Raw genomic sequence first — 22,580 nt, 5'->3', positions numbered from 1 at the left:
AAAGCACTGCTGCACAACGTACAAGCGAAGCATGCGTGGCAAACCAATGCTGGGACGCCCACGCTTGCCCGTGTTGTCTGCATAGAAGGGGGCAATCTGAGCTTCAAGCAAGGTCCAAGGCGTGAGCTGCTCAAGATCGCTGAGAAATCGATCGCGGCGTGTCAGCTTTTTCTTGCCGGCATATTCGGCTTCGGAAAAGGTTTTTTGCATGCGGCTGACTCAGGCGATGGGCTTCCCGCGATTGTGCCAGCCAAGAGAGCTGCTGAGGAATAAATCAGCGTTTCCTTAGCTCAGTGACCCAGTGACCCAGTGACCCAGTGACCCAGTGACCCAGTAGCCTAGTAGGGCGGGTCATTTGACCCGCGCGGGCTTTGCTCTCGATATGCCCGGGCGTGGTTGATGTGGCGCATAACGTGGCTTTTGCGTGGATTTAATCATCGCAGGGCGGGTTACGCCTTCGGCTAGCCCGCCCTGCGGTGCTTCCGTTTCTCTGGCCTTTGTTGGGCTTGATTACGGCTTTTTATGGTTTGTAGGGTGATGTTATGGTTGTTGTGTATTTGTTGGTGATTGTTGCTTTTTGTTTTCTGAGTTTTTCAAAGTTTGGTTTTTTGGGGTGGATGGATGCTGAGTTTTATGCGTTTATTATGCTGTTTCTTGCTTTTCTTTTGGCGGCGATTAATGGCGTTGTGTTGGGGAGGGTTGGTGTTCGTGGGTTTGTTATTGTGAGATCTGAGAAGCCTGTTGAGTTTTGGTTTTGGATGATTTTTTACGTTTTGACTTCCCTTGCTTTTGCTTTAAGAGCCTTGGGATGGTTTTAGCCCAGGCTTTGCTTTTGTCATGCGCAGGTTATGTTGTTGTCGCGCGGAGCGTGGCTTTTGCGTGGGTTTAATTATCGCTCGGCGGGTTACGCCTTCGGCTAACCCGCCCTACGGCTCGGGCTATTTATAAAACATGCTAATCATCACCCGCACCGTGCATATCCCCGATAATGAGATCGAGCTGAGCGCCATTCGTGCGCAGGGCGCGGGTGGGCAGAACGTCAATAAAGTCGCCAGCGCGGTGCATTTGCGTTTCGATATTGCCGCGTCGTCGCTGCCGGCTTTTTATAAAGAGCGGCTGCTGAGCTGGCGCGATCAGCGCATCAGCAGCGAGGGCGTGGTGGTGATCAAGGCGCAGCAATACCGCACGCAAGAGCAAAACCGCGCCGATGCCCTAGAGCGCCTTAAGGCGCTGATACTGGAAGCAACCAAGGTGCAGAAAACCCGCCGCGCCACCAAACCAACCTTGGGCTCGAAGAAGCGCCGCCTCGATGGCAAAAGCCAACGCGGCGCCATCAAGGCCGGGCGCGGCAAAGTCGATTACTGAAGCGTGCACAAAACCAGCCCCAGCTTTGCTGGGCTTAAGTGCAGCCTGTTCTGCTGACTTTAACGGCCCTTAGTGGTTAAAGCCGCCCATCGCCTTGATGCGCGTTAACAAAAGCTTTTGACGCCAAAAAAGTGGCGCAAAATGTTGCGCACTTTCACAAAGTGTGACTTTTTTGGCGTTTCTGCTTGATCTCATCGCGCCATCTGAGCAAAATTTCGCCGCTTTTTCTTAGGCCCGCGCGATGCGGTGCCCGGTTTGGAATTCTTGGAGTGCCAAGGAATGGTTGTTGTCCCGTCACGCGCCCGTGCGCCTGTCTTTCTGCTCGCCTGCCTGTTGAGCGCGTCCGCTTTGGCGGCGCAGCCGGGTACGCAAACCCTGCCCGGTGATCGCGATTTACAACGCGAACGTCAGCAGCGTTTGCTCGATGAGCAGCAAAAACGCCTGCAAGAGTTACAGCAGCTGCCCGGCAACGCGGCACAGCCCGCGCAACCGGCGGTCGACCCCGATGCGCCATGCATGACCATTCAACGCGTCGAGCTGCTCGGCGCCACGCTACTGAGCGCCACCCAGCAAGCGCGCTTGGTCGAGCCTTGGCAAGGCCGCTGCCTGAGCGCCAATGACCTTAACGAACTGCTTAAAGCCGTCACCCAGATTTATTTGGATGCCGGCTACGTGACCACGCGGGCCTACTTGCCGCAGCAAGATTTGAACGACGGCACCCTGCAAGTGCAGGTGGTGGAAGGGCGTATCGAAGGTCTGTTCAGCCCCGAGGGCCACCCCAGCGCTCGTGAGCTGGCGATGACCTTCCCCGGGGAGATCGGCAATGTGCTCAATCTGCGCGAGCTGGAGCAAATGATCGACCAGCTGGGTCGCCTGCCTTCGCGCGCCGCGCAACTTGAGCTGGTGCCCGGTGAACAAGTCGGCGGCAGCCGCGTGCAGGTCAAAGGCACGCAGAGCAAGCCTTGGCGCGTTTCGCTGGCGCGGCATAACGATGGCCAGCTGAGCACCGGCGAGCAACAAATGGGCGCCGGTTTAGATTGGGACAGCCCACTGGGCTTGGCCGATCAGCTCAGCCTGCGCCTAGGCCACGATGTGGTCAGCGACAGCTTCCGCCATTCGCACAACGAGAGCCTCTACTACAGCCTGCCCTACGGCTGGTGGACCTTCTCTTACAGCTACAGCCAGAGTTACTACCGCACGCAAAATGAGGCCAACGGCTTCGCCTTTATGCTCGATGGCGACAGCAAAACCCATCAGCTAAGCGCCGAGCGCCTGCTGCACCGCGATAACGTCAGCAAGACCTCATTGAGCCTAGGCGCCAGCCACCTGCGCACTCGTAACTATCTCGAAGAAGCCTTGATCGATGTGTCCAGCCAGCGTTTAAGCGAAGCGCAGCTGGGGCTGAATCACGGCCGCCGAGTCGGCACGGCGTTTATCAACGTGGATGCCGGTTGGCAGCGCGGCGTGGGCTGGTTTGATGCGCAAGAGAGCGGCAACCCGCGCGGCGGTCAGCCGGTGGCGCGTTACAACAAATACACCCTCACGCTCAGCTATTTGCAGACGTTCAGCCTGTGGGGCGAGTCATTCAGCTTCGACAGCTTAGCCAGCGGCCAGCGCAGTGAAGACGTGCTGTTCAGCCCGCAGCGTTTAAGCGTGGGCGGGCAAAGCTCGGTGCGTGGCTTTAAAGAGCAATCGCTGTCCGGCGATAGCGGCGCGTATTGGCGCAATCAACTGCGCTGGCGCCGCCCGGTTACTTGGGCACCGCTGCAGCCGGTGTTTAGCGAGCTGAGCCTAGGGTTCGCCTACGACGTGGGGGTTATCCACGGCGGGCGCTACAACCCTGACCAGCGCGGTCGCCTCAGCGGTAATGCCATCGAATTGTCTGCCCGCGGCCAGCATGTGGCCGCCAGCGTGAGCTTCGCGCGCTCGCTGGAGCGCCCCGACGCTATCGAGCGTCAGGAGCACCCGCTGTATTTCCGCCTCGATTTGTTTTTCTGATTTTTCGCCCTTGAGATAGCCGCAAGGCAAGGACATCCCCATGGACGCCTACAGCCCGATCAACCGCGCCATCGCCCGTTTGCTGATCGTTGTCATGACCTTCGACCCGCTGGTGTCTGCCGCCGCAGAGATCACTGTCGACAACAGCGCCGGTGGCAACACCGCGCTCGGCAATGCCAGCAACGGCGTGCCGCTGGTCAACATTGCCACCCCCAACGGCAACGGCCTGTCGCACAACCGCTTTGGCGAGTTCAACGTGGGCAGCCAAGGGCTGATCCTCAACAACGCCACCGACAAGCTGCAAAGCACTCAGCTCGGTGGTTATGTGTTGGGCAACCCGAACCTTAAAGGCAGCGCTGCTAGCCTGATTCTCAACGAGGTCAACGGCGGCAACCCCAGCCAGCTCAAGGGCTATACCGAAGTGGCGGGCAAATCGGCTGCGGTGGTCATCGCCAACCCGCACGGCATTGCCTGTGATGGCTGCGGTTTTATCAACACCCCGCGCGTCACCTTAAGCACCGGCAAACCGCAGATCGAAGCGGGTCGCCTGACTGGCTATGACGTCGATGGCGGCAGCATCGCCGTGCAAGGCGCCGGGCTTAACGCCAGCAATGTCAGCCAGTTCGACCTGATCACCCGCAGTGCCGAAATCAACGCCGATATCCACGCCCAGCAGCTCAACATCATCGCCGGGCGCAATCAGGTTGATGCCAACAGCCTGCAAGCCACACAAAAAGCCAGCGACGGCAACGCCCCCGCCTTAGCCATCGACAGCTCGGCGCTGGGCGGCATGTACGCCGGGGCCATCCGCTTGGTCGGCACCGAGGCCGGCGTAGGGGTCAAACTGGCCGGTGATATGGCGGCCAGTGCAGGCGACCTGATCATCAGCAGCAACGGCCAACTCACCGTGGGCAAGGCCCAAGCGCAGGGCAATGCCACCCTGCAAGCGCAAGACATTGAGCTGACCGACAACCTGCACGCCAACGGCAATCTGCGCGCCGAAGCGGCTAACGAGATCAACAACGAGCAAACCTTAAGTGCGCGTGGCGACCTCACACTGGTTGGTAAAGATGTCTACAACAACGGCGCTATCGAAGCCGGTATCGACGCCGAAGGCGAGAGCAACACCGCCAGCGTGCTGCGTGTAGAGGGTGACTACCTCGGTAACGATGGCCGTATCACCGCACAAGGCCAACTGCAGATAGCGACGGGCGAGCTCGGGAATAAACAAGGTGAAATCGTCAGCGGCCAGCACGGGCAGATCACTACCGGCGAGCTGAATAACCAAAACGGCAAGCTGTTGGGGCAGAGCAGCCTCACCGTAACCACCCAAACGCTGGATAACCGCGCCGGCACCATCGCCAGCAACCAAGCGCTGAATGTCACTGCCAGCGATACGCTCAATAACCAAAACGACGGCCTGATCTTGGCCAAGCAAGGCGATGTGACGATTAACGCCGCCACCCTGAATAACCAAGGCGGCGTGGTGCAAGTCAACCAAGGCGCACTTAACGTCAGTGGCGGGCAAACCAACAACCAAGGCGGCAAGCTGCTGGCCGGGCAAGGCAACCTCAGCGTCACGCAAAGCGCTGGGCTGAACAACAATGCCGGCCTGATCAGCGCCTTAGGTGGCAGCGCCACCATCACCGTGGCAACGGGCGATGTCTCCAACGTGGCTGGCCGTATGCAGGCCAAACAGCTGACCGCCAGCAGCGCTAACAAGGTGGATAACACCGGCGGGCAAATCGTTGCCAGTGAAGGTGCACTCAACGTCTCGGCCACCGACGAGCTGGTCAATAACAGCGGCCTGTTGCAGAGCGACAGCCAAGTCACCCTTAACGCCGCGCGCCTGACTAACTACAGCGGGCAAATTGGCGCACCGCTGGTGAACATCACCGCTAGCGATAGCCTAGATAACTACCTCGGCCTGATCGAAGCGGCAGAGCGCCTGAGCATTAACACCGGCTGGTTAAACAATGACTACGGCAAACTGCGCGCCCTGGGCGAAACCGGCACCAGCACGCTTAGCTTTACCCAGCTGAACAACCAAAACGGCCTGATCGAAATCGGCAATGCGCGCCTTGCCTTAAGCGGCGACAGCATCAGCAACAGCGGCGGTACCGTACGCCATGTAGGCGACGAGGCGTTCGACTTCAACTGGGCAGCCGTGGGCTTGGCCGGCGGCAGTTTTATTACCAACGCCGACCTCAGTTACAACGCGGCAGAGTGGACGAACGAGTCTTACCTGCAGGCCAATAGCTTCGACCTCACGCTCGGTCACTTCATGCAGACGGGCGGGCGCCTAGTGAGTGCAGGGGATATGTTCCTGCGTGGCGGCGCCATCGATAACGATGGTCTGCTAGCCAGTGATGGCGAGCTGCACATGACCTTAAGTGGTCAGTATCGCGGCTTTGGCGAGTTGCAAAGCGTGGCCGACATGCACATCGATGTGGCTGCATTTGAGCAAGGCGAAGCGGCGCGTGCGCGAACGGCGGGCAATGCCCACCTGAAAGTGGCGGGGCTGTTCGATAGTACTGGCAGCTTTACCAGCCAAGGCGACTTCAGCCTGCAAGCGGGGCAAGTGCAACTGCAATACGCCACCTTAGGCAGTGATCAGCAGCTGCGCGTAACGGCCAACAAGGTGGATAACCAAGGCCTGCTGTTTAGCGGCACAGATATGACCTTGTACGTGAGCGAGCTGCATAACACCGGCAACCTCTACAGTTTTGGCGACCTTACTCTGGCGGCTAACGAGGGCTTGGCACGCAGCGCGTTGCTCGAGAACCTGTCAGGCACCATCGAGTCGGTCGGGGACATGCGCCTGCATGTCGAACAGCTGCGCAACGATCGTGCGCGATACCGCAGCGAGCAGCGCCTGCTGTCTGGCCACATTAGCGTTTGGTGTTACGACTGTAGCGGCGATCACCACAACGTGGACTACATCGCCAACGAAACCTCGCAAACCCATGTGCAGGAAGACAGCGGAGCGGCACTGATCCACAGCGGCAACCTGCTGCAGATAGCCGCGGGTGTGATCAATAACGTCAAGAGCACCATCAGCGCCACCGGCAATATCGCCATCAGCGCCGATAACCTGAACAACCACGGCGAAGCCATCGAACACGTGGTACGCACGCGCACCTTCAACACCGGGCGCATTACCGATGGCACCGACGGGCGCTTCCGAAGCCGGGTCTTGGTGCCCTATAACAATGCCCCCTTGCCGAAGACCATGCCTGGCGACCTTTATGCGTGGACGTTAACCGGTGATATTGAAACCCGCACCATGGTTAACCCCGGCGCTGCGGCCATTATTCAGGCCGGTGGCAATGTCAGCATTCAAGCCACGCAATCCATCGACAGCGACTCGGTGCGCAGTCTGCAGGCCGCCCAAGGCAAAGGCGCGCAAAGTGCCGACACCAGTGTGGACGGGCAAAGCCAGCCCTTGGTGGTGCGCTTAAGCAGCCAAGCCGGGCCCGACACGCAGCAACAAGCTGTCGATCCGCTCGGCTTGCCCAGCTTCAGCCTGCCGCAAGGCAAGGGCGGCTTATTCCGCGTGATCACCCAGCCGGGCCACCGCTATCTGGTGGAAACCGATCCGCAATTCGCCTCGCTGAAAAACTTCCTCAATTCCGATTACATGCTCAGCCGTTTGGGCTATGCGCCGGATGCCATGCAGAAGCGCTTGGGCGACGGTCTGTACGAACAACGCCTGATCCGTGACGCTATTACCGCGCGCACCGGGCAGCGCTTTATCGCCGGGCTTAACACCGACGAGGCGATGTTCCGCTACCTGATGGACAACGCCATCGCCAGCAAATCAGCGCTTAACCTCGCCGTGGGCGTGGCCCTGAGTGCCGAACAAGTGGCGGCTCTGACCCACGACATCGTGTGGATGGAAGAACGCGAAGTCATGGGCCAGAAGGTGCTTGTGCCGGTGCTATACCTCGCGCAGGCCAGTGGCCGTCTGGCGCCCTCGGGCAGTCTGATTCAAGGGCAAGAAGTCACCCTAATCAGCGGTGGCGCACTGAACAATCGTGGCACCCTCAAAGCCACTAAAAACCTCACGGCCCAAGCCAATAACATCCACAACAGTGGCTTGGTCGAAGCCAATGAACGCTTAAGCTTGCTGGCGGTAGACAGCATCCGCAACAGCCAAGGCGGCATCATCAAAGGGCAAGAGGTCAACCTCACCGCTGTCACGGGCGATATCCGCAACGAGCGCACCATCAGCCAACAGCAGCTCAATGGGCGCAATTTCAGCCAAACCACCAGCGTGGTGGATAGCGCAGCGCGCATCGAAAGCAGTGGCGATATGAGCTTAAGCGCCGGCCGCAACATCGAGATCATCGGTGGCGCGCTCAATGCCGGTGGCGACCTCAACCTGCAAGGCGGGCAAGACGTCATCATCGCCGCCGCGCAAGAAGAGCAGTCGATGATGCGCAAAGACAAGCGGCACTTCTGGAGTCGCGGCAGCGTGACTCAGCATGGTGCGGAGCTGGTCAGCGGTGGCGATATGAATATCGACGCTGGCAATGACGTGCAAATCGTGGCCAGCAAGGCGCTATCGGGTGGCGATATCAAGGTGGCGGCCGATAACAATGTGGTCATCGCCGCTGCAGCCAACGAGTCGCACAGCGAATACCGCTACAAACGCAGCAAGAAAAAGATCAACAAAGAAAACAGCCAGATCACCCAGCAAGCCAGCGAGTTGCAGGCCGGGGGTGACATCAGCGTTATTGCTGGTCAGGACATCGGCCTTATCGCCAGCCGCGCCGAGGCCGCTAACGAAGCCTACTTCTACGCCGGTGGCGACCTCGCTCTGCTGGCCGCGCAAGACTCGTCCTACAGCCTCTACGACATGAAGAAAAAAGGCTCGTGGGGCAGCAAAAAGAGTCAGCGCGACGAAGTCACCAAAGTCACCAACGTCGGCAGCCAAATCATCACCGGCGGCGACCTGACCTTGGTCAGCGAAGGCGACCAAACCTACCAAGCTGCGCGCTTAGAAAGTGGCAACGACCTCACCCTGCAAAGCGGCGGTGCGATCACCTTCGAAGGGGTCAAAGACCTCGAGCAAGAGAGCCACGAAAAGAGCAAGAGCAGCTGGGCCTGGAACTCGATGAAGGGCAAGGGCAACACCGACGAAACCCTGCGTCAGAGCCAGCTTGTTGCCAAAGGCGACATCGTGATTCAGGCCGTTGAAGGCCTGCAGATCGACATCAAAGAGGTTAACCAGCAAACCGTTAGCCAAACCATCAACGCCATGGTCAGCGCCGACCCTGATTTGGCTTGGCTCAAAGACATGGAACAACGCGGCGACGTGGACTGGCGCCGGGTCAAAGAGATTCACGACTCGTATAAGTACAGCCATTCGGGGTTGGGTGGGCCGGCGATGATGATTATTGCGATCATTGTTACCTACTTAACTTGGGGGGCAGGGTCTGGCCTAGTAGGGGCCGCCCAAGGTACGTGGCAAGCCGCAGCTGCAAATACAGTGGCCAGTGCGGCTGCATCGAACGCCGCAACTAGCACAATTAATAATCGCGGTAATTTGGGTGCTGTGATCAAGGATGTAACCTCGGAAGACGCTTTGCGTGGTTACGTTGTATCCGGAGTTACTGCAGGGCTGACTGCTGGGGTATTTGACGGGCTGCTCAAGACCAATACAGATCCGTTTACCAAACAGGTTACGGTTGACCTTTCAAGCCTGGAGGGCGTCGGTCGCTTTGCTGGTAATCAACTGCTGCAAAGCGGTACCTCAACTCTGCTGGATCGCGCTCTGGGTGGTAATAGCAGCATTAGTGATGCCTTGCGTAGCAGTCTTGCCAACACCTTTGCTGCGGTTGGCTTCAACTGGGTGGGCGACCAAACAGCAGTGGGCAAGTGGGATCTTAAGGATGGCAGCCTTGGCAAAATTGGCTTGCACGCTGTTATGGGCGGCTTGGCGGCGGAAGCCGCAGGCGGCGACTTCAAAACGGGTGCACTGGCAGCCGGTATCAATGAGGCATTAGTCGGCGCCTTGTCGGCACAGTACGACAAGTTGGGTGTTGAGGATAAGGCAGCCCTGCTGACGATGAACTCGCAGGTGATCGGGGTGTTGACCGCCGCAGCGCAAGGCGGGGATGAGAAAGCGTTGCAGACGGGGAGTTGGGTGGCTTCTTCGGCGACGCAATATAATCATGATCTACATAGTAATAATGCAAAAAGCTTTGCGGCCGGAGTGATTGATGCCTGTCGTCAGGCTTTAGAGGGGTGTTCGATAGACCCCTCTTCCGTTGACAGTGAAGATGTGATCAGGGTTCTCGAGGTTATGGCCGCTCATGGGGAAGGAGCAGGCACGCTGAATCCTGAGGCGATAAAATTAGTTAATCAGTTTTATCTTAACGAAGCATTTCACTCCACTTTGGAGCGTGATCTTTTTAGCTTGACTGATTCAGAGCAGGCTCGGTTGGATGTTGAGTTTAAAGCTGAGCTGGCTCTTGCTGCTCTATCGCTGGGGCGTGAGGCGATAAAGAGTGGTCCAAGCCTATACGGTTGGCTGAAAGGTGGGAAGGCAAAAGCAACTGCGGTGCCCAAGGGGTTTTCAGGTGCAGATGATTTTGCGCACTTTGGTGCAGATGTTCGGGATGGCTTGAAGCAAGCGGGCTATGGAAATGTCGAGCCTATTCTGCAGGGAAGTGCTGTAACAGGGAAAAGCTTTAAAACTGGTGAAGCATTCGATGCTGGCAGGGTAAGTGACTTTGATATTGCCTTGGCTGGTTCGGAGCTTTTGCTGCGAGCTAAATCTCTAGGAGTAGGTTTGAGAAGCGGAGGAACTCGTACTGGACCATTAAGTGCGAGAGACTTGCAAGCTCTTGGTCTGAAAGACTTAGCAAGTCAGTTAAGCGCACGGGCCGGGCGTGAAGTTAATTTCATGATTTATGACTCTGCGGCAACAGCTGCAGGGCGTGCTCCAAGTGTGGTTCTTCCTAAATGACTATTGCATACGATCTATATGGTGTGACTGGGCTAAGCTTGCTTCAGGCAAAGGATCACTTGGAGGAAGTGCTTAGTGTTTCCTTTGAAGAACGAGAAAGCTCCTATCAAGGCGGCATTTACTATTTGTGGGGCGGGAGTGATGCGGAGAACTATGTTCTCAAATTAAATCTTGATCCGTTTGATGGTGAGCCTGTAGAGCAAGATTTTCCGAGTTTTCCCGTCTTGCTCTACATTAATGAAACAACGCGCTCATCATCTATAGAAAGGGTCGTTAGGGAGGACGGTCTCTTCAATTTGCTTAGGCATGAGGTTTTTTAGCCCTGTATGGCGGGTCATTTGACCCGCGCGGGCTTTGCTCTCGACATGCGCCGGATGTGGTTGATATGGCGCTTAATGTGGCTTTTGTGTGGGTTTAACCATCGCTCGGCGGGTTACGCCTGCGGCTAACCCGCCCTACGCGGACAAAGGGGACCGCGGACAAAGGGGACAGATTTATTTTACCTGTATTTTACCTGTTGGTTGCTGGATTAAGCTGAAGACCTCAATGGAAGGAGGTGTTTATGCCAAGGATGGGGCGTATTGTTCTGCCGAATTACCCGCACCATGTGGTGCAGCGTGGCCATAATCGGCAGGTGGTGTTTGCCGCACCGGAAGATTTTCAGCGTTACCTTGACGACCTTCGTGAGTTGAAAGAGGTGTTCGCAGTCAAGGTGTACGCATATTGCCTAATGACCAATCACGTTCACTTGCTGCTAGCCCCGGACGATTCGGCAGCTGGTTTAGGGCAGTTGATGAAGGCCTTGGCGGCAAGGGCCACCCGCTACCGTAATCGCTTAAAGGGGCGCAGTGGCACTCTCTGGGAAAGCCGCTACAAATCGAGCATCGTACAGACGGATGCCTACCTACTGGCTTGTGCCCGATACATTGAGCTTAATCCGGTGCGTGCCCGCATGGTGGCTGAACCTGCTGATTATCTGTGGTCGAGCTACCGCGACCGTATGTGTGGAAAAGGGGACAGATTTATTTAATTAGTCTCCCAGCACCGGCCTCGTGCCGGTGTTGCTTTTCAGTTGTCAGGTGTCCTCTTTCTGTTGTCTCGTGTTGTTTTTCTGTTCTTTTTCAGTTGCTGATGTGTTGTTTTTGAGTTGCTTGAAGGCGACTGTGCATCACGCCGGTGAACTGCTTCTTTCTGGCTATCTGGCTGCTATCTATCGGCTATCGAGCTGCTTTCTTTCTGCTACTTCCCAGCTACCGCAGCCAGCGCTCAGGCCGCTGGCGAAGGTTTTGACCCTCTGGCCGGTGTTGGCCCTTAAATCACTGCGGTTTTCGCGGTTTCTGGCTGCCCTTAAACCCCGGTGATTTGGCTATACACCATACGCACCTTGCTGGTGCCGCCAAAGTCGCGTGGTTACTGGGCTGCGGCGGTTTTGCCGAAAATCGGCTGTAGTCACAGGCGACTACAGACTGCCCTGCAGGCCGCGAATTTACTGGGAAAACGGTGCCACAAGCTGTGGCGCGCCTTTCTCTTAGCGGCGGCTCCCTTTCTAGCTGCCTGCGGTCTTGTCATTTTCGGTCTGCGGAACGAAGAAACGCTTGGTCTGGTGCTTGAGGATCATGGCATCGAGCAGGGCCAGTATCGAGCGGCGCTCGTCCTCGTCCATCTGCGCCACGGCCTCGAACTTCAGCTTCAGCTCGTCCTGTGGCTCGCGCTCGCCCTGCTCGAACACCAGCCAGTCGGTGGTCACGTTAAACGCGGTGGCCACCTTCTTCAGAATCTCCAGCGACGGTTGGGCCTCGCCCGATTCGTAGCGTTTGACCTGGGTGATGTGAATGCCCACGGTCTCGGCCATCTGCTGCTGGGTCAGGCCGTGTTGTTTGCGTAGCTGCAAGAAGCGCTCAGTGAAGCTCATCCAGAACAAGCCCTGGTGGTGGTCGATGCCTGGCATTGTCACCTCCGGTTCTGATGAGGGTTGACGAAAGTATCTGAATAGAATCTAAAACAGCCTCCGATAGGATACTTGACAAGGTTCTGAGGAGATACCGCATGGCCCGCATTCCCGAAGCCGAACTGGCCCGCCTCAAGCGTGAGGTGTCGCTGGTTCGCCTGGTTCAGTCGCAGGGGCATGCGCTGGAGAGGCGCGGCAAGGATTTCGTCATGCGCTGCGTGTTCCATGACGAGAGCACGGCCAGCCTGTCGATCTCGCCGGAGAAGAACCTGTATCACTGCTTTGGCTGCGGCGCGGCGGGGTCGGTGATCGATTGGGTGATGAAGACTCAGGGCGTTTCCCTGCCGCACGCGGTGCAGCTGCTGCGCAACGACGCGCCGCTGGACAGCAGCGAGAAGGTTGGCGTGGCGCGCAGCCAGGCCCGCCACCTTCCTCCCTTAGCCGCTGGCTCTTCTGAGCTGGAAGCTGCCGCGCTGCTGCAGTCGGTGGCGGAGTTCTACCACGGCAACCTCAAGCAATCGCCAGAGGCGCTGGCTTATCTGGAAGCCCGTGGTCTCAACCATCCCGAGCTGATCGAGCGCTTCCAGCTGGGTTATGCCAACAAGACCCTGACCTATCGCCTGCCGGCCGGGCATACCCTGGCGGGCAAGCAGGTACGCCAGCAGTTGCAGGCGGTAGGCGTGCTGCGGCCGACCGGTCACGAACACCTCAACGGTTGTCTGATCGTGCCGGTGATTGGCCTGGAAGGCGGGGCCAACTCGGAGCAGGCCAACCGCGTGGTGCAGCTGTACGGTCGGCGCCTGCTGCCGAATAACAAGATTCCGGCCGGGCAGTCGCGCCATTTGTACCTGGCCGCGCCGTTGCGCGGAGTGTGGAACGAGGCGGCGCTGCTGGCCGGTGGCGAGGTAATTTTGTGCGAGTCGTTGATCGACGCCATGACCTTCTGGTGCGCGGGCTATCGCAACGTGATCGCGGCCTATGGCGTGAAGGGCTTTTCCCAAGATCATTGGCAGGCGCTGCAACACCACGGCACCCAGCGGGTGATTATCGCCTTCGACCGCGACGAGGCGGGTGACGCGGCGGCGGCTAAGCTGGGCGAGGAGTTGCGCGGCGCGGGCATCGAAGTGTTTCGCTTGCTGTTCCCGCAGGGCCTGGACGCCAACGGCTTCGCCCTGCAGGTGGAGAGCCCGGCGCAGGCGCTGGGCGAGTTGTTGCAGCGGGCGGTGTGGCAGGGCAAGGGCGTGGCGACCGATGAAGTCATTTTCGCGCCCGCGAAAATATCGGCCACTGGAGAAAACCCGGACAGCGTTTTCGCGGACGCGAAAATTTCCCCTGCCGACGACACTTCTTTCTTAGCCGCCGCGCCGCAGGCAGCCGCCGTTTCCGAATCGGAAACGCCCCTTGCACCTGTTCCTGGCGTGCTCGTTTGCGAATCCAATTCACCCGCCGAACAGTTCAGCGAAAACGCCCAGGGCGATCTTTTACTCACGGTCGCCGACCGCCATTGGCGGGTGCGCGGCTGGAAGAAGAACCTCGGCCCCGAGCAAATGCGGGTCAACGTGCAGGTGCGCCGCGAGGCCAGCGAGCGGGCCGAGGCCGCGTATTACGTGGACAGCTTCGACCTGTACGCGGCCAAGGCCCGTTACAGCTATTTGAAACAGGCCGGCAGCGAGCTGGGCGTGGCCGAGGAAATCCTCAAACGCGACCTCGGCCAGTTGTTGCTCAAGCTGGAAGGCTTGCAGGAGGCGGCGATCCAGGCCGCGTTGGCCCCGAAAAATCCCACGCCGACGCTCAGCACCGAGGACGAGAAAACCGCCCTGGAGCTGCTGCGCGCCCCCAACCTGATCGAGCGCATCGAGGCCGACCTGGCGCGCTGCGGAGTGGTCGGCGAGTCCAGCAACCTCCTGGCCGGTTATCTGGCGGCGGTGTCGCGCAAACTCGATCAGCCGCTGGCGGTGCTGATCCAGTCGAGCAGCGCGGCGGGCAAAAGCTCGCTGATGGACGCCGTGCTCAACCTGATGCCCGAGGAAGAGCGCATCCAGTACAGCGCCATGACCGGGCAGAGTTTGTTTTATCTCGGCGAAACCGACCTGCAGCACCGCATCCTGGCCATCGCCGAGGAAGAGGGCGTGCGCCAGGCGGCTTATGCCCTGAAACTGCTGCAATCGGACGGCGAGCTAACCATCGCCTCAACCGGCAAGGACGAAGCCTCCGGCAACCTGGTGACCAAGCAATACCGGGTGCAGGGGCCGGTGATGCTGATGCTGACCACCACGGCGATCGACATCGACGAAGAGCTGCTGAATCGCTGTCTGGTGCTGACCATCAACGAGAGCCGCGAGCAGACCGAAGCGATCCACGCCGCCCAGCGCCGTAAGCAAACCCTCGACGGCCTGCTGGCCGATGCCGAGAAACAGGCCATCACCCGCCTGCACCAGAACGCCCAGCGTTTGCTCAAACCGCTGGCGGTGGTCAACCCGTTCGCCGACCAGCTGACCTTCCTCTCGGACAAGACCCGCACACGCCGCGACCACATGAAGTACCTGACGCTGATCCGCGCCATCGCCTTGCTGCATCAGCATCAGCGGCCGATCAAGCACATCGAGCACCGCGGCCAGCGTCTGGCCTATCTCGAAGCCACGGCCGGCGACATCGCCCTGGCCAACCGCCTGGCCCACGACATCCTCGGCCGCACCCTGGACGAGCTGCCGCCGCAAACCCGCCGCCTGCTCGGCCTGCTGCAAGGCTGGGTCAAGAGCCACAGCCAGGCCCAGGGCCTCAAGGCTCATGAGCTGCGTTTCAGCCGCAAAGACGTGCGCGCCGCCACCGGCTGGGGCGATACGCAGCTGAAAATCCACCTCGGCCGCCTGAGCGAACTGGAATACCTGCAGCTCTACCGGCGCGGCCTGGCCCACGAATACAGCCTCAATTACGACGGTGACGGCCGCGACCAGGCGCACCTGATGGGCTTGCTCGATGCCGACCTGCTGGACAACAAAGCCGCCCGGTCGGGGTTGGAGCAAGAACGGTCGGCCCCTGGTCGGGCGCTGGTCGGCACCCGGTCGGAGGCTGGAAAAACCGCGCCAGGCCAGGCGCAGCCTGAGCTTGAAGCCGGTCCGGTCGGACTTAACGGCCAGGCACCTATCCGACTCACCCACAACGCCGCTGCGGCGTTGTCCAGCGCCGGGTAAGTCGAGCCATGCCGAAGAAGGGCGCCCGCCAGAAACAGAAAATCGCCGACCAGGTGATCGGCCCGCTGGGCGATCCCGGCAGCCTGTATTTCCAGATGAAAGCCTTCCTGCAACACCAGCGCGAGCGCGGTTACTCCGAACGCACCGTGGGCAACCGCGAAAGCCTACTGATCGGCTTTATCCGCTGGTGTGACGAACGCGGCCTGACCCGCCCGCAGGAGATAACGCGGCCGATTCTGGAGCGCTACCAGCGCCACCTGTTCCTCTACCGCAAGGCCGACGGCGAACCGTTATCCGCCCGTAGCCAGACGGTACGCATCACCCCAATCCGGGTGTGGTTCAAGTGGCTGACCAAAACCAACCGCATCCTCTACAACCCGGCCGCCGACCTCGACCTGCCGAGGATGGAGCAGCGCTTGCCGAAACACATCCTCAGCAGCGACGAGGCCGAACGTATCCTCAACGTACCGGACGTGACGACCCCGACCGGCATCCGCGACCGCGCCATGCTGGAAACCCTTTACAGCACCGGCATGCGCCGCATGGAGTTGATCGGCCTGAGCTGGAGCGCCATCGATTACGAGCGCGGCACGGTGATGATTCGCCAGGGCAAGGGCAAAAAAGACCGGATGATTCCCATCGGCGAACGGGCCTTGGCCTGGATCACCAAATACCGCGACGACGTCCGGCCCCATTTTGTCCTGGGCCTGGACGATGGCACCTTGTTTCTGACCCAGCAGGGCGAGGCTTTCAGCCCCAACCGCCTGACCCAACTGGTGCGCGAACACATCGAAAAAGCCAACATCGGCAAGCGCGGCAGTTGCCATTTGTTCCGCCACACCATGGCCACGTTGATGCTGGAGAACGGCGCGGACGTGCGCTTTATCCAGGCCATGCTCGGCCACGTCAGCCTGAACACCACGCAGATCTACACCCAGGTCAGTATCCGCGCCCTGAAAGAGATCCATACCGCCACCCACCCACCCGGCCCGCTTGCAGCGGCAGAACCGGGTCGAAGGCGGCGCAGAAGTGCCCGACGAAGACCCGGCAGAGTTGCTGCTGGCGGCGCTGGATGTCGAGGCCGACGAGGAAGGCTAACGCGCTACGCTTGTTGGCCCCAGGCGGCACAGCGGCAAGCCACCGCACCGCCTGGGGCTGCAATCAGTGTGCGGTATGCGGGCGAGCAGCCATATCGACGCCCAGCGCCTTCATGACCGCGAGCATGGTTTTCAGCGTGGGATTGCCGTGCTCGCTGAAGGAACGGTACAGCTGCTCGCGGGACAGGCCGGTTTCCCTGGCCAGCTCGGTCATGCCTCTGGCACGTGCCACCACCCCCATGGCCTTGGCGATATAGCCGGCATCGCCGGTTTCCAGGGCATCGCTCATAAACTCCGCAATGGCCTCGGGACTGGTGAGGTACTCGGCGGGGTCGAAATCGGTAAAGGTCTCAGTCATGTTGCGCTCTCCACGCCTGCAGAATCTGGTGGGCGGCCTCGATGTCACGGCTCTGGCTGCCCTTGTCGCCACCGCAGAGCAGTATCACCAGGGTGTCGCCTTGCTGGTGAAAATACACCCGGTAGCCGGGGCCGTAGTGAATCCGTAGCTCGCTGACGCCGTGGCCGACCGGAGCGACATCGCCAGGCAAACCCTCCATCAGCCGGTTGATCCGCGCCACGATACGGGCCCTGCCGGTGTCGTCCTTGAGTTTCTTCAGCCAGGTTCGGAACTTGCTGGATTCGATCTTCTTCATGGCCGAACTGTAGTCTATAAAATACACGCAGGGCAAGACGAATAACCCAGCCGGCTGAGGTCGGGGGTTGACTGTCAGGGCTGAAAAGCATGTCTGGGCGATTTTTTGGGCCGGGGCAGAGTTGCGTCTGTGCGATGCTCTGAAAGCCGCACTGCGTCTGGGTTGCAGCCGCATCGACAGGGAAAGTCGCGTCGGGTGATACTGTTGGTCCAAAAGCTACAGCTGGTGGAAAGCCCATAGATTTTGATGGTGCCTTTTATTCTGTAGATGGATTGAAGTTTAGTAAGTCTTATTATGAGCGCTTGTGGGGTGAGGGGCGTCCAGCGCCATTTCTTCAAGCTAAAGAGGTTCTCAGTAGCAATCCTAAAATAATTCCAGATCCGCGCGGTGCTCCAGGGTATTTCAAGTATGAAGGAGGTGGCTTAGAAATGATTTATAATCCTACGACAGGTCAGGTTGGCCATATCCAGCCAATAAGGATCAGGTAGTTCTCATGGATATCTGGAGTGACTTGCAAGATGAGTTGGAGCGTTATCGCTCTAGTGTGTCAATTATTAATCAGTATCTTTGTGTGTATGAAGAGGAGTGCGGTGTTTTGATTGAGAAAATATCCGCATGCACTTCTTTTGAAGAGGCTGGAGAGTATTTTGATGCTTTGCATGAGATTCAGCGAAGACTTTCCATTGCAAAATTTAAATTTGAGTTTCCTTTAAGTGATAGGGTTAAGGACTTTGTCTATCATTTGGATCGAGATGATGTTTATTCTAGGGCATATTGGTATAAAGCATTTAGGGCGGGTCTAAAATGGCCGTCTGAATGATTTTCATATTTGACCTGGTGTAAAAGCCCTGTAGATACCGTCTTGAGCCTTGCCTCGCAAGAGCTAGATTTGGCTCATATGGTTTGCCGGATTTCAGAACGCCATAAGCAATGCAAAGAAGCTTACGCATGGCCGCACACACAACCTGTTTACCGGTTTTACCGTTGGCCTTTAGCCCTGTAGGGCGGGTCATTTGACCCGCGCGGGCTTTGCTCTCGACATGCATCGGGTGTGGTTGATGCGGCGTATGACGCGACTTTTGTGTCGGTTTAACCATCGCCCGGCGGGTTATGCCTGCGGCTAACCCGCTCTACGTTTTGCGTTGGTTTGGTGTTGTTGTGATGCTTTGATGGTTCTTGGCTTTTAACGCTTCTTCGGGGGACACGGAATGTCTCGTTATCGGCGTGCGGCGGTGCCTGGTGGTTCGTACTTTTTTACGGTGGTGACGGAGCGGCGACAAAGGATATTGACCGATCCGGCGTTGCGTTTGGCGCTGCGTGAGGCCATTGAGCGGGTAAGCCCTGTAGGGCGGGTCATTTGACCCGCGCGGGCTGTGCTTTCGACATGCGTCGGGTGTGGTTGATGTGGCGTATAACGTGGCTTTTGTGTGGGTTTAATCATCGTTCGGCGGGTTACGCCTGCGGCTAACCCGCCCTACGTTTTGCGTTGGCTTGGTGTTGTTGTGATGCTTGGATGGTTCATGGCTTTTAACGCTTCTTCGGGGGACACGGAATGTCTCGTTATCGGCGTGCGGCGGTGCCCGGTGGTTCGTACTTTTTTACGGTGGTGACGGAGCGGCGACAAAGGATATTGACCGATCCGGTGTTGCGTTTGGCACTGCGTGAGGCCATTGAGCGGGTAAGGGTGCAACGCCCTTTTCGGATCGATGGTTGGGTGTTGCTGTCGGACCACCTGCATACCATTTGGACGCTGCCCGAAGGTGATGCCGACTTCGCTACACGTTGGCGTTTGATTAAAACGGCGGTTACTCGGCGCTGTGGTGCCGACTATTTTCAACCGAGCTACCTCACCGAGCGCCGCGCGGCAAAGCGCTGCGCCACGCTGTGGCAGCACAGATACTGGGAGCATCTGCTACGCAATGAGCACGATGTTCAGCGGCATTTGGATTACCTGCACTTTAACCCCGTCAAGCATGGCTTGGTCGATAAGGTGGCCGACTGGCCCTGGTCGTCATTTCACCGTTGGGTGAGGCAGGGCGCGTATCCACTGGCGTGGGCAGGGCATACGACAGTTGGCTAAAGCGTGGTTCCCATTTCCATAAAAAAAGCCCCAGACAGATGTCTGGGGCTTTTGCATTTGGCTCCGCGACCTGGACTCGAACCAGGGACCCAATGATTAACAGCCCTGTAGGGCGGGTCATTTGACCCGCGCGGGCTGTGCTCTCAACATGCGCCGGGTTGGTTGATGCGGCGTATGACGCGGCTTTTGTGTGGGTTTGACCATCGCTCGGCGGGTTACGCCTGCGGCTAACCCGCCCTACGTTTTGCGTTGGCTTGGTCTTGTTGCGATGCTTTGATGGTTCATGGCTTTTAACGCTTCTTCGGGGGACATGGAATGTCTCGTTATCGGCGTGCGGCGGTGCCTGGTGGTTCGTACTTTTTTACGGTGGTGACGGAGCGGCGGCAAAGGATATTGACCGATCCGGCGTTGCGTTTGGCACTGCGTCAGGCCGTTGAACGGGTAAGGGTGCAACGCCCTTTTCGGATCGATGGTTGGGTGTTGCTGCCGGATCACCTGCATACCATTTGGACGCTGCCCGAAGGTGATGCCGACTTCGCTACACGTTGGCGTTTGATTAAAACGGCGGTTACTCGGCGCTGTGGTGCCGACTATTTTCAACCGAGCTACCTCACCGAGCGCCGCGCGGCAAAGCGCTGCGCCACGCTGTGGCAACACAGATACTGGGAGCATCTGCTACGCAATGAGCACGATGTTCAGCGGCATCTGGACTACCTGCACTTTAACCCCGTCAAACATGGCTTGGTCGATAAGGTGGCCGACTGGCCTTGGTCGTCATTTCACCGTTGGGTGAGGCAAGGCGCGTATCCGTTGGAGTGGGCGGGGCCTACATCTATGTAGGGCGGGTCACTTGACTCGCGCGGGCTTTGCTCTCGGCATGCGGCGGGTGTGGTTGATGTGGCGTATAACGTGGCTTTTGTGTGGGTTTAACCATCGCTCGGCGGGTTACGCCTTTGGCTAACCCGCCCTACGTTTTGGGTTGGTTTGGTGTGGCTGCGAACCAGCCCTGTATTTACAGCCCCCGCCCACTGCGCCTTGCGATTGCCGCGGGCTTTGCCTAGAATTGCGCCCCTTGTCGGTCGTGGGCTGGGCTTTGGCCTGTCTGCACGGCAAGTTTCTCTAACCTCCTTGCCTGACCCTACGCATGGCAGGCTGTAAAAACCGAAAGGAGATCTTATGCGTCATTATGAAATCGTGTTCCTGGTTCACCCGGACCAGAGCGAACAGGTTGGCGGCATGGTTGAGCGTTACACCAAAGCTATCGAAGAAGATGGCGGCAAGGTGCATCGCTTGGAAGACTGGGGCCGTCGTCAGCTGGCTTACGCCATCAACAACGTACACAAGGCACACTACGTGCTGCTGAACGTTGAGTGCACCGATAAAGCACTGGCTGAGCTGGAAGATAACTTCCGTTACAACGACGCTGTTATCCGTAACCTGATCCTGCGCCGCGACGAAGCCGTTACTGGCCCGTCCGAAATGCTGAAGGCCGAGGAAAGCCGCAACGAGCGCCGTGAGCGCCGTGAAGTGCGTAACAACGCCAATGATGATAACGACAGCAATGACGCCGATGACGGCGACAACGCTGACGAGTAAGCAGAGCGAGGATTTAAGTTATGGCACGTTTTTTCCGTCGTCGTAAGTTCTGCCGTTTCAGCGCAGAAGGCGTCAAAGAGATCGATTACAAAGATCTCAACACCCTGAAGGCCTACATCTCGGAAACCGGCAAGATTGTCCCGAGCCGTATTACTGGCACCAAGGCTAAGTACCAGCGTCAGCTGGGCACCGCCATCAAGCGTGCTCGTTATTTGGCCCTGCTGCCGTACACCGACAGCCACGGCCGCTAAGGCTTAGGCTGGGCGTTTTCAGGAGTAATACCGCATGCGCGCTGTAGCTGAGTTCATTATGCGCGGACGCATGCAGGCCACTGCGGTGGTCGTTGGGGCAGCGTTATTACCGCTGTTCTTTTGGCTGAGTGCTGCTGCTGTCAGTTTGGTGCTGTTGCGCCGAGGTGTCAGCGCTGCTGCCGGTCTGCTGTTTTGGGGTGCGTTGCCTGGTGCAGTGTGGTTTCACTACGGTGAGCCACGGTTGCTCTTGGTGCTGTTGGGCGCGGCGGCGTTGTCGCAAGTGCTCAGAGCCACGGTGTCGTGGGCGCGGGTGTTGTTAATGAGCGTGCCGCTGGCATTGCTGTTTGCTTGGGTGATTGATCTGGCGTTAGGGGCAACCCTGCGTGAGACCGCCGAAGCGGTGCAGCCGATGCTCGGCGAGATGCTCAAACAACTCGACCCTAACGCTGGTGCTGAGGTGCTGGCGCAAATGCAGGCGTATGTCGTACCCGTATTGGGCGGCATCATGGCGGCGATGTTGCAGGTATCCACTGTGTTGAGCCTGGTGCTGGGCCGGTGGTGGCAGTCGCTGTTGTACAACCCCGGCGGGTTTGCCGCGGAATTTCAGGCCTTGCGTCTGAATCCTCTGGCGGCGTTTAGCCTGCTGGCGCTGGCCCTGATGGGCCCGCAGATCGACCCGCAGTTAGCGGTGTTGCTGCCAGTGTGCAGCATTCCGCTCACCGTGGCGGGGGTGGCTTTAGTGCATGGCTTAGTGAGCCAAGCGCGCATGGCGACCTTCTGGTTGGTGGGTTTGTACGTGGGTTTGATTCTGCTCACGCAGTTGGTGTTACCCCTGATCGTGTTACTGGCCGTTGCTGACAGTCTGATCGATTTCCGCGGGCGCAAGCGCTCGAAAGGGCCGCAAGACCCCGCGGACGGTGAAGGTTAATTTAAAGAGGTAGACTCGCATGGAAGTCATCCTGTTAGAAAAGATCGCCAACCTGGGCAACCTGGGCGACAAAGTAAATGTAAAGTCCGGCTTCGGCCGTAACTTCCTGCTGCCGCAGGGCAAGGCTGTTATGGCCAACGCGGCAAACCTGGAAGCTTTCGAAGCGCGTCGCGCTGAGCTGGAAAAAGCCGCTGCTGACAAGCTGGCCTCTGCTCAAGCTCGCGCTAACGAGCTGGCTGAGCTGGTAGTGACCATCACTGCCAACGCTGGCGACGAAGGCAAGCTGTTCGGTTCTATCGGTACTCGTGACATCGCTGATGCACTGACTGCCGCTGGCATCGCTGTAGAAAAAGCGGAAATCCGTCTGCCGGAAGGCGCGCTGCGTAACACCGGCGAGTACGACGTTGCCGTTCACCTGCATTCCGACGTCGACGCTGCCATCAAGGTAGTTGTTGTCGCTGGCTAAGCCGGTTTCTCGCCCAGCAATGGGCGGGTAA

Annotated in this window: 18 protein-coding genes and 2 pseudogenes; 16 read left to right on the top strand and 4 right to left on the bottom strand. The window is 58.5% G+C overall.

Translation table 11 applies throughout. From position 1 onward, the window contains the following. Positions 1–210, bottom strand: a pseudogene (locus BMX80_RS05635) (IS5/IS1182 family transposase); the annotation flags it as partial. A gap of 332 nt (positions 211–542) precedes the next feature. On the opposite strand from BMX80_RS05635, the gene BMX80_RS05630 reads away from it, so the two are divergent. From BMX80_RS05630 to BMX80_RS05605, 6 genes and pseudogenes are all read left to right on the top strand, one after another. Further along, positions 543–818, top strand: coding sequence for a hypothetical protein (locus BMX80_RS05630; protein ID WP_074866110.1), 276 nt, complete (start codon positions 543–545; stop codon positions 816–818). 133 nt (positions 819–951) lie between these two features. Then, a complete protein-coding gene (gene arfB / locus BMX80_RS05625) occupies positions 952–1,365 on the top strand; it encodes an alternative ribosome rescue aminoacyl-tRNA hydrolase ArfB (RefSeq protein ID WP_074866109.1) in 414 nt (137 codons plus the stop codon). Between the two features lie 279 nt (positions 1,366–1,644). Next, positions 1,645–3,363: a ShlB/FhaC/HecB family hemolysin secretion/activation protein gene (locus BMX80_RS05620; RefSeq protein WP_074866107.1), complete on the top strand. Its 1,719-nt coding sequence runs from the start codon at positions 1,645–1,647 to the stop codon at positions 3,361–3,363. Between the two features lie 40 nt (positions 3,364–3,403). Further along, positions 3,404–10,339, top strand: coding sequence for a two-partner secretion domain-containing protein (locus BMX80_RS05615; RefSeq protein WP_074866101.1), 6,936 nt, complete (start codon positions 3,404–3,406; stop codon positions 10,337–10,339). Then, entirely contained in the window at positions 10,336–10,659 is a 324-nt protein-coding gene (locus BMX80_RS05610; protein ID WP_074866098.1) for a hypothetical protein, read from the top strand. The genes BMX80_RS05615 and BMX80_RS05610 overlap by 4 nt, the downstream gene beginning before the upstream one ends. A 242-nt stretch (positions 10,660–10,901) precedes the next feature. Then, a pseudogene (locus BMX80_RS05605) lies at positions 10,902–11,330 on the top strand (transposase); the annotation flags it as partial. Positions 11,331–11,885: 555 nt separating this feature from the next. Here the strand turns inward: BMX80_RS05605 and BMX80_RS05600 are convergent. After that, the gene (locus BMX80_RS05600; protein WP_083394252.1) at positions 11,886–12,287 is read right to left on the bottom strand and encodes a helix-turn-helix domain-containing protein; all 402 of its coding nucleotides are present in this window, start codon (positions 12,285–12,287) and stop codon (positions 11,886–11,888) included. Between the two features lie 98 nt (positions 12,288–12,385). Between BMX80_RS05600 and BMX80_RS05595 the strand changes: the two genes are divergently transcribed. Both BMX80_RS05595 and xerC read left to right on the top strand, forming a co-directional pair. Then, complete coding sequence (locus BMX80_RS05595) at positions 12,386–15,478, top strand: CHC2 zinc finger domain-containing protein (protein ID WP_074866096.1); 3,093 nt, start codon at positions 12,386–12,388, stop codon at positions 15,476–15,478. Between the two features lie 8 nt (positions 15,479–15,486). Continuing rightward, complete coding sequence (gene xerC / locus BMX80_RS05590) at positions 15,487–16,692, top strand: site-specific tyrosine recombinase XerC (protein ID WP_083394251.1); 1,206 nt, start codon at positions 15,487–15,489, stop codon at positions 16,690–16,692. Here the strand turns inward: xerC and BMX80_RS05585 are convergent. Continuing rightward, positions 16,640–16,933 carry an addiction module antidote protein gene (locus BMX80_RS05585; protein WP_074866091.1) on the bottom strand — a complete coding sequence of 98 codons (294 nt, stop codon included), beginning with the start codon at positions 16,931–16,933 and terminating at the stop codon, positions 16,640–16,642. The genes xerC and BMX80_RS05585 overlap by 53 nt on opposite strands. Then, positions 16,926–17,228, bottom strand: coding sequence for a type II toxin-antitoxin system RelE/ParE family toxin (locus tag BMX80_RS05580; protein ID WP_074866086.1), 303 nt, complete (start codon positions 17,226–17,228; stop codon positions 16,926–16,928). The genes BMX80_RS05585 and BMX80_RS05580 overlap by 8 nt, the downstream gene beginning before the upstream one ends. Positions 17,229–17,721: 493 nt before the next feature. Between BMX80_RS05580 and BMX80_RS17675 the strand changes: the two genes are divergently transcribed. From BMX80_RS17675 to rplI, 8 genes are all read left to right on the top strand, one after another. Continuing rightward, positions 17,722–18,048: a hypothetical protein gene (locus tag BMX80_RS17675; protein WP_074866085.1), complete on the top strand. Its 327-nt coding sequence runs from the start codon at positions 17,722–17,724 to the stop codon at positions 18,046–18,048. A 388-nt stretch (positions 18,049–18,436) separates the two neighbouring features. Further along, complete coding sequence (locus BMX80_RS17805; protein ID WP_175474877.1) at positions 18,437–18,589, top strand: hypothetical protein; 153 nt, start codon at positions 18,437–18,439, stop codon at positions 18,587–18,589. 191 nt (positions 18,590–18,780) lie between these two features. Continuing rightward, the gene (locus BMX80_RS05560; protein WP_074866078.1) at positions 18,781–19,308 is read left to right on the top strand and encodes an REP-associated tyrosine transposase; all 528 of its coding nucleotides are present in this window, start codon (positions 18,781–18,783) and stop codon (positions 19,306–19,308) included. Between the two features lie 315 nt (positions 19,309–19,623). Next, positions 19,624–20,148, top strand: coding sequence for an REP-associated tyrosine transposase (locus BMX80_RS05555; protein ID WP_074866076.1), 525 nt, complete (start codon positions 19,624–19,626; stop codon positions 20,146–20,148). A 336-nt stretch (positions 20,149–20,484) separates the two neighbouring features. Next, complete coding sequence (gene rpsF, locus BMX80_RS05550; RefSeq protein ID WP_071873289.1) at positions 20,485–20,904, top strand: 30S ribosomal protein S6; 420 nt, start codon at positions 20,485–20,487, stop codon at positions 20,902–20,904. A 20-nt stretch (positions 20,905–20,924) separates the two neighbouring features. Further along, positions 20,925–21,155 carry a 30S ribosomal protein S18 gene (rpsR, locus tag BMX80_RS05545; protein WP_071873288.1) on the top strand — a complete coding sequence of 77 codons (231 nt, stop codon included), beginning with the start codon at positions 20,925–20,927 and terminating at the stop codon, positions 21,153–21,155. Positions 21,156–21,189: 34 nt separating this feature from the next. Next, positions 21,190–22,083, top strand: a complete 894-nt coding sequence (locus BMX80_RS05540; protein ID WP_074866073.1) for a hypothetical protein — start codon at positions 21,190–21,192, stop codon at positions 22,081–22,083. Between the two features lie 19 nt (positions 22,084–22,102). Next, a complete protein-coding gene (gene rplI / locus BMX80_RS05535) occupies positions 22,103–22,549 on the top strand; it encodes a 50S ribosomal protein L9 (protein ID WP_074866070.1) in 447 nt (148 codons plus the stop codon). Positions 22,550–22,580 lie beyond the last annotated feature (31 nt).

Source organism: Atopomonas hussainii (assembly GCF_900109735.1).
GTDB classification, from domain to species: Bacteria; Pseudomonadota; Gammaproteobacteria; order Pseudomonadales; family Pseudomonadaceae; genus Atopomonas; species Atopomonas hussainii.
This window is presented reverse-complemented; position numbering and strand designations above follow the sequence as displayed.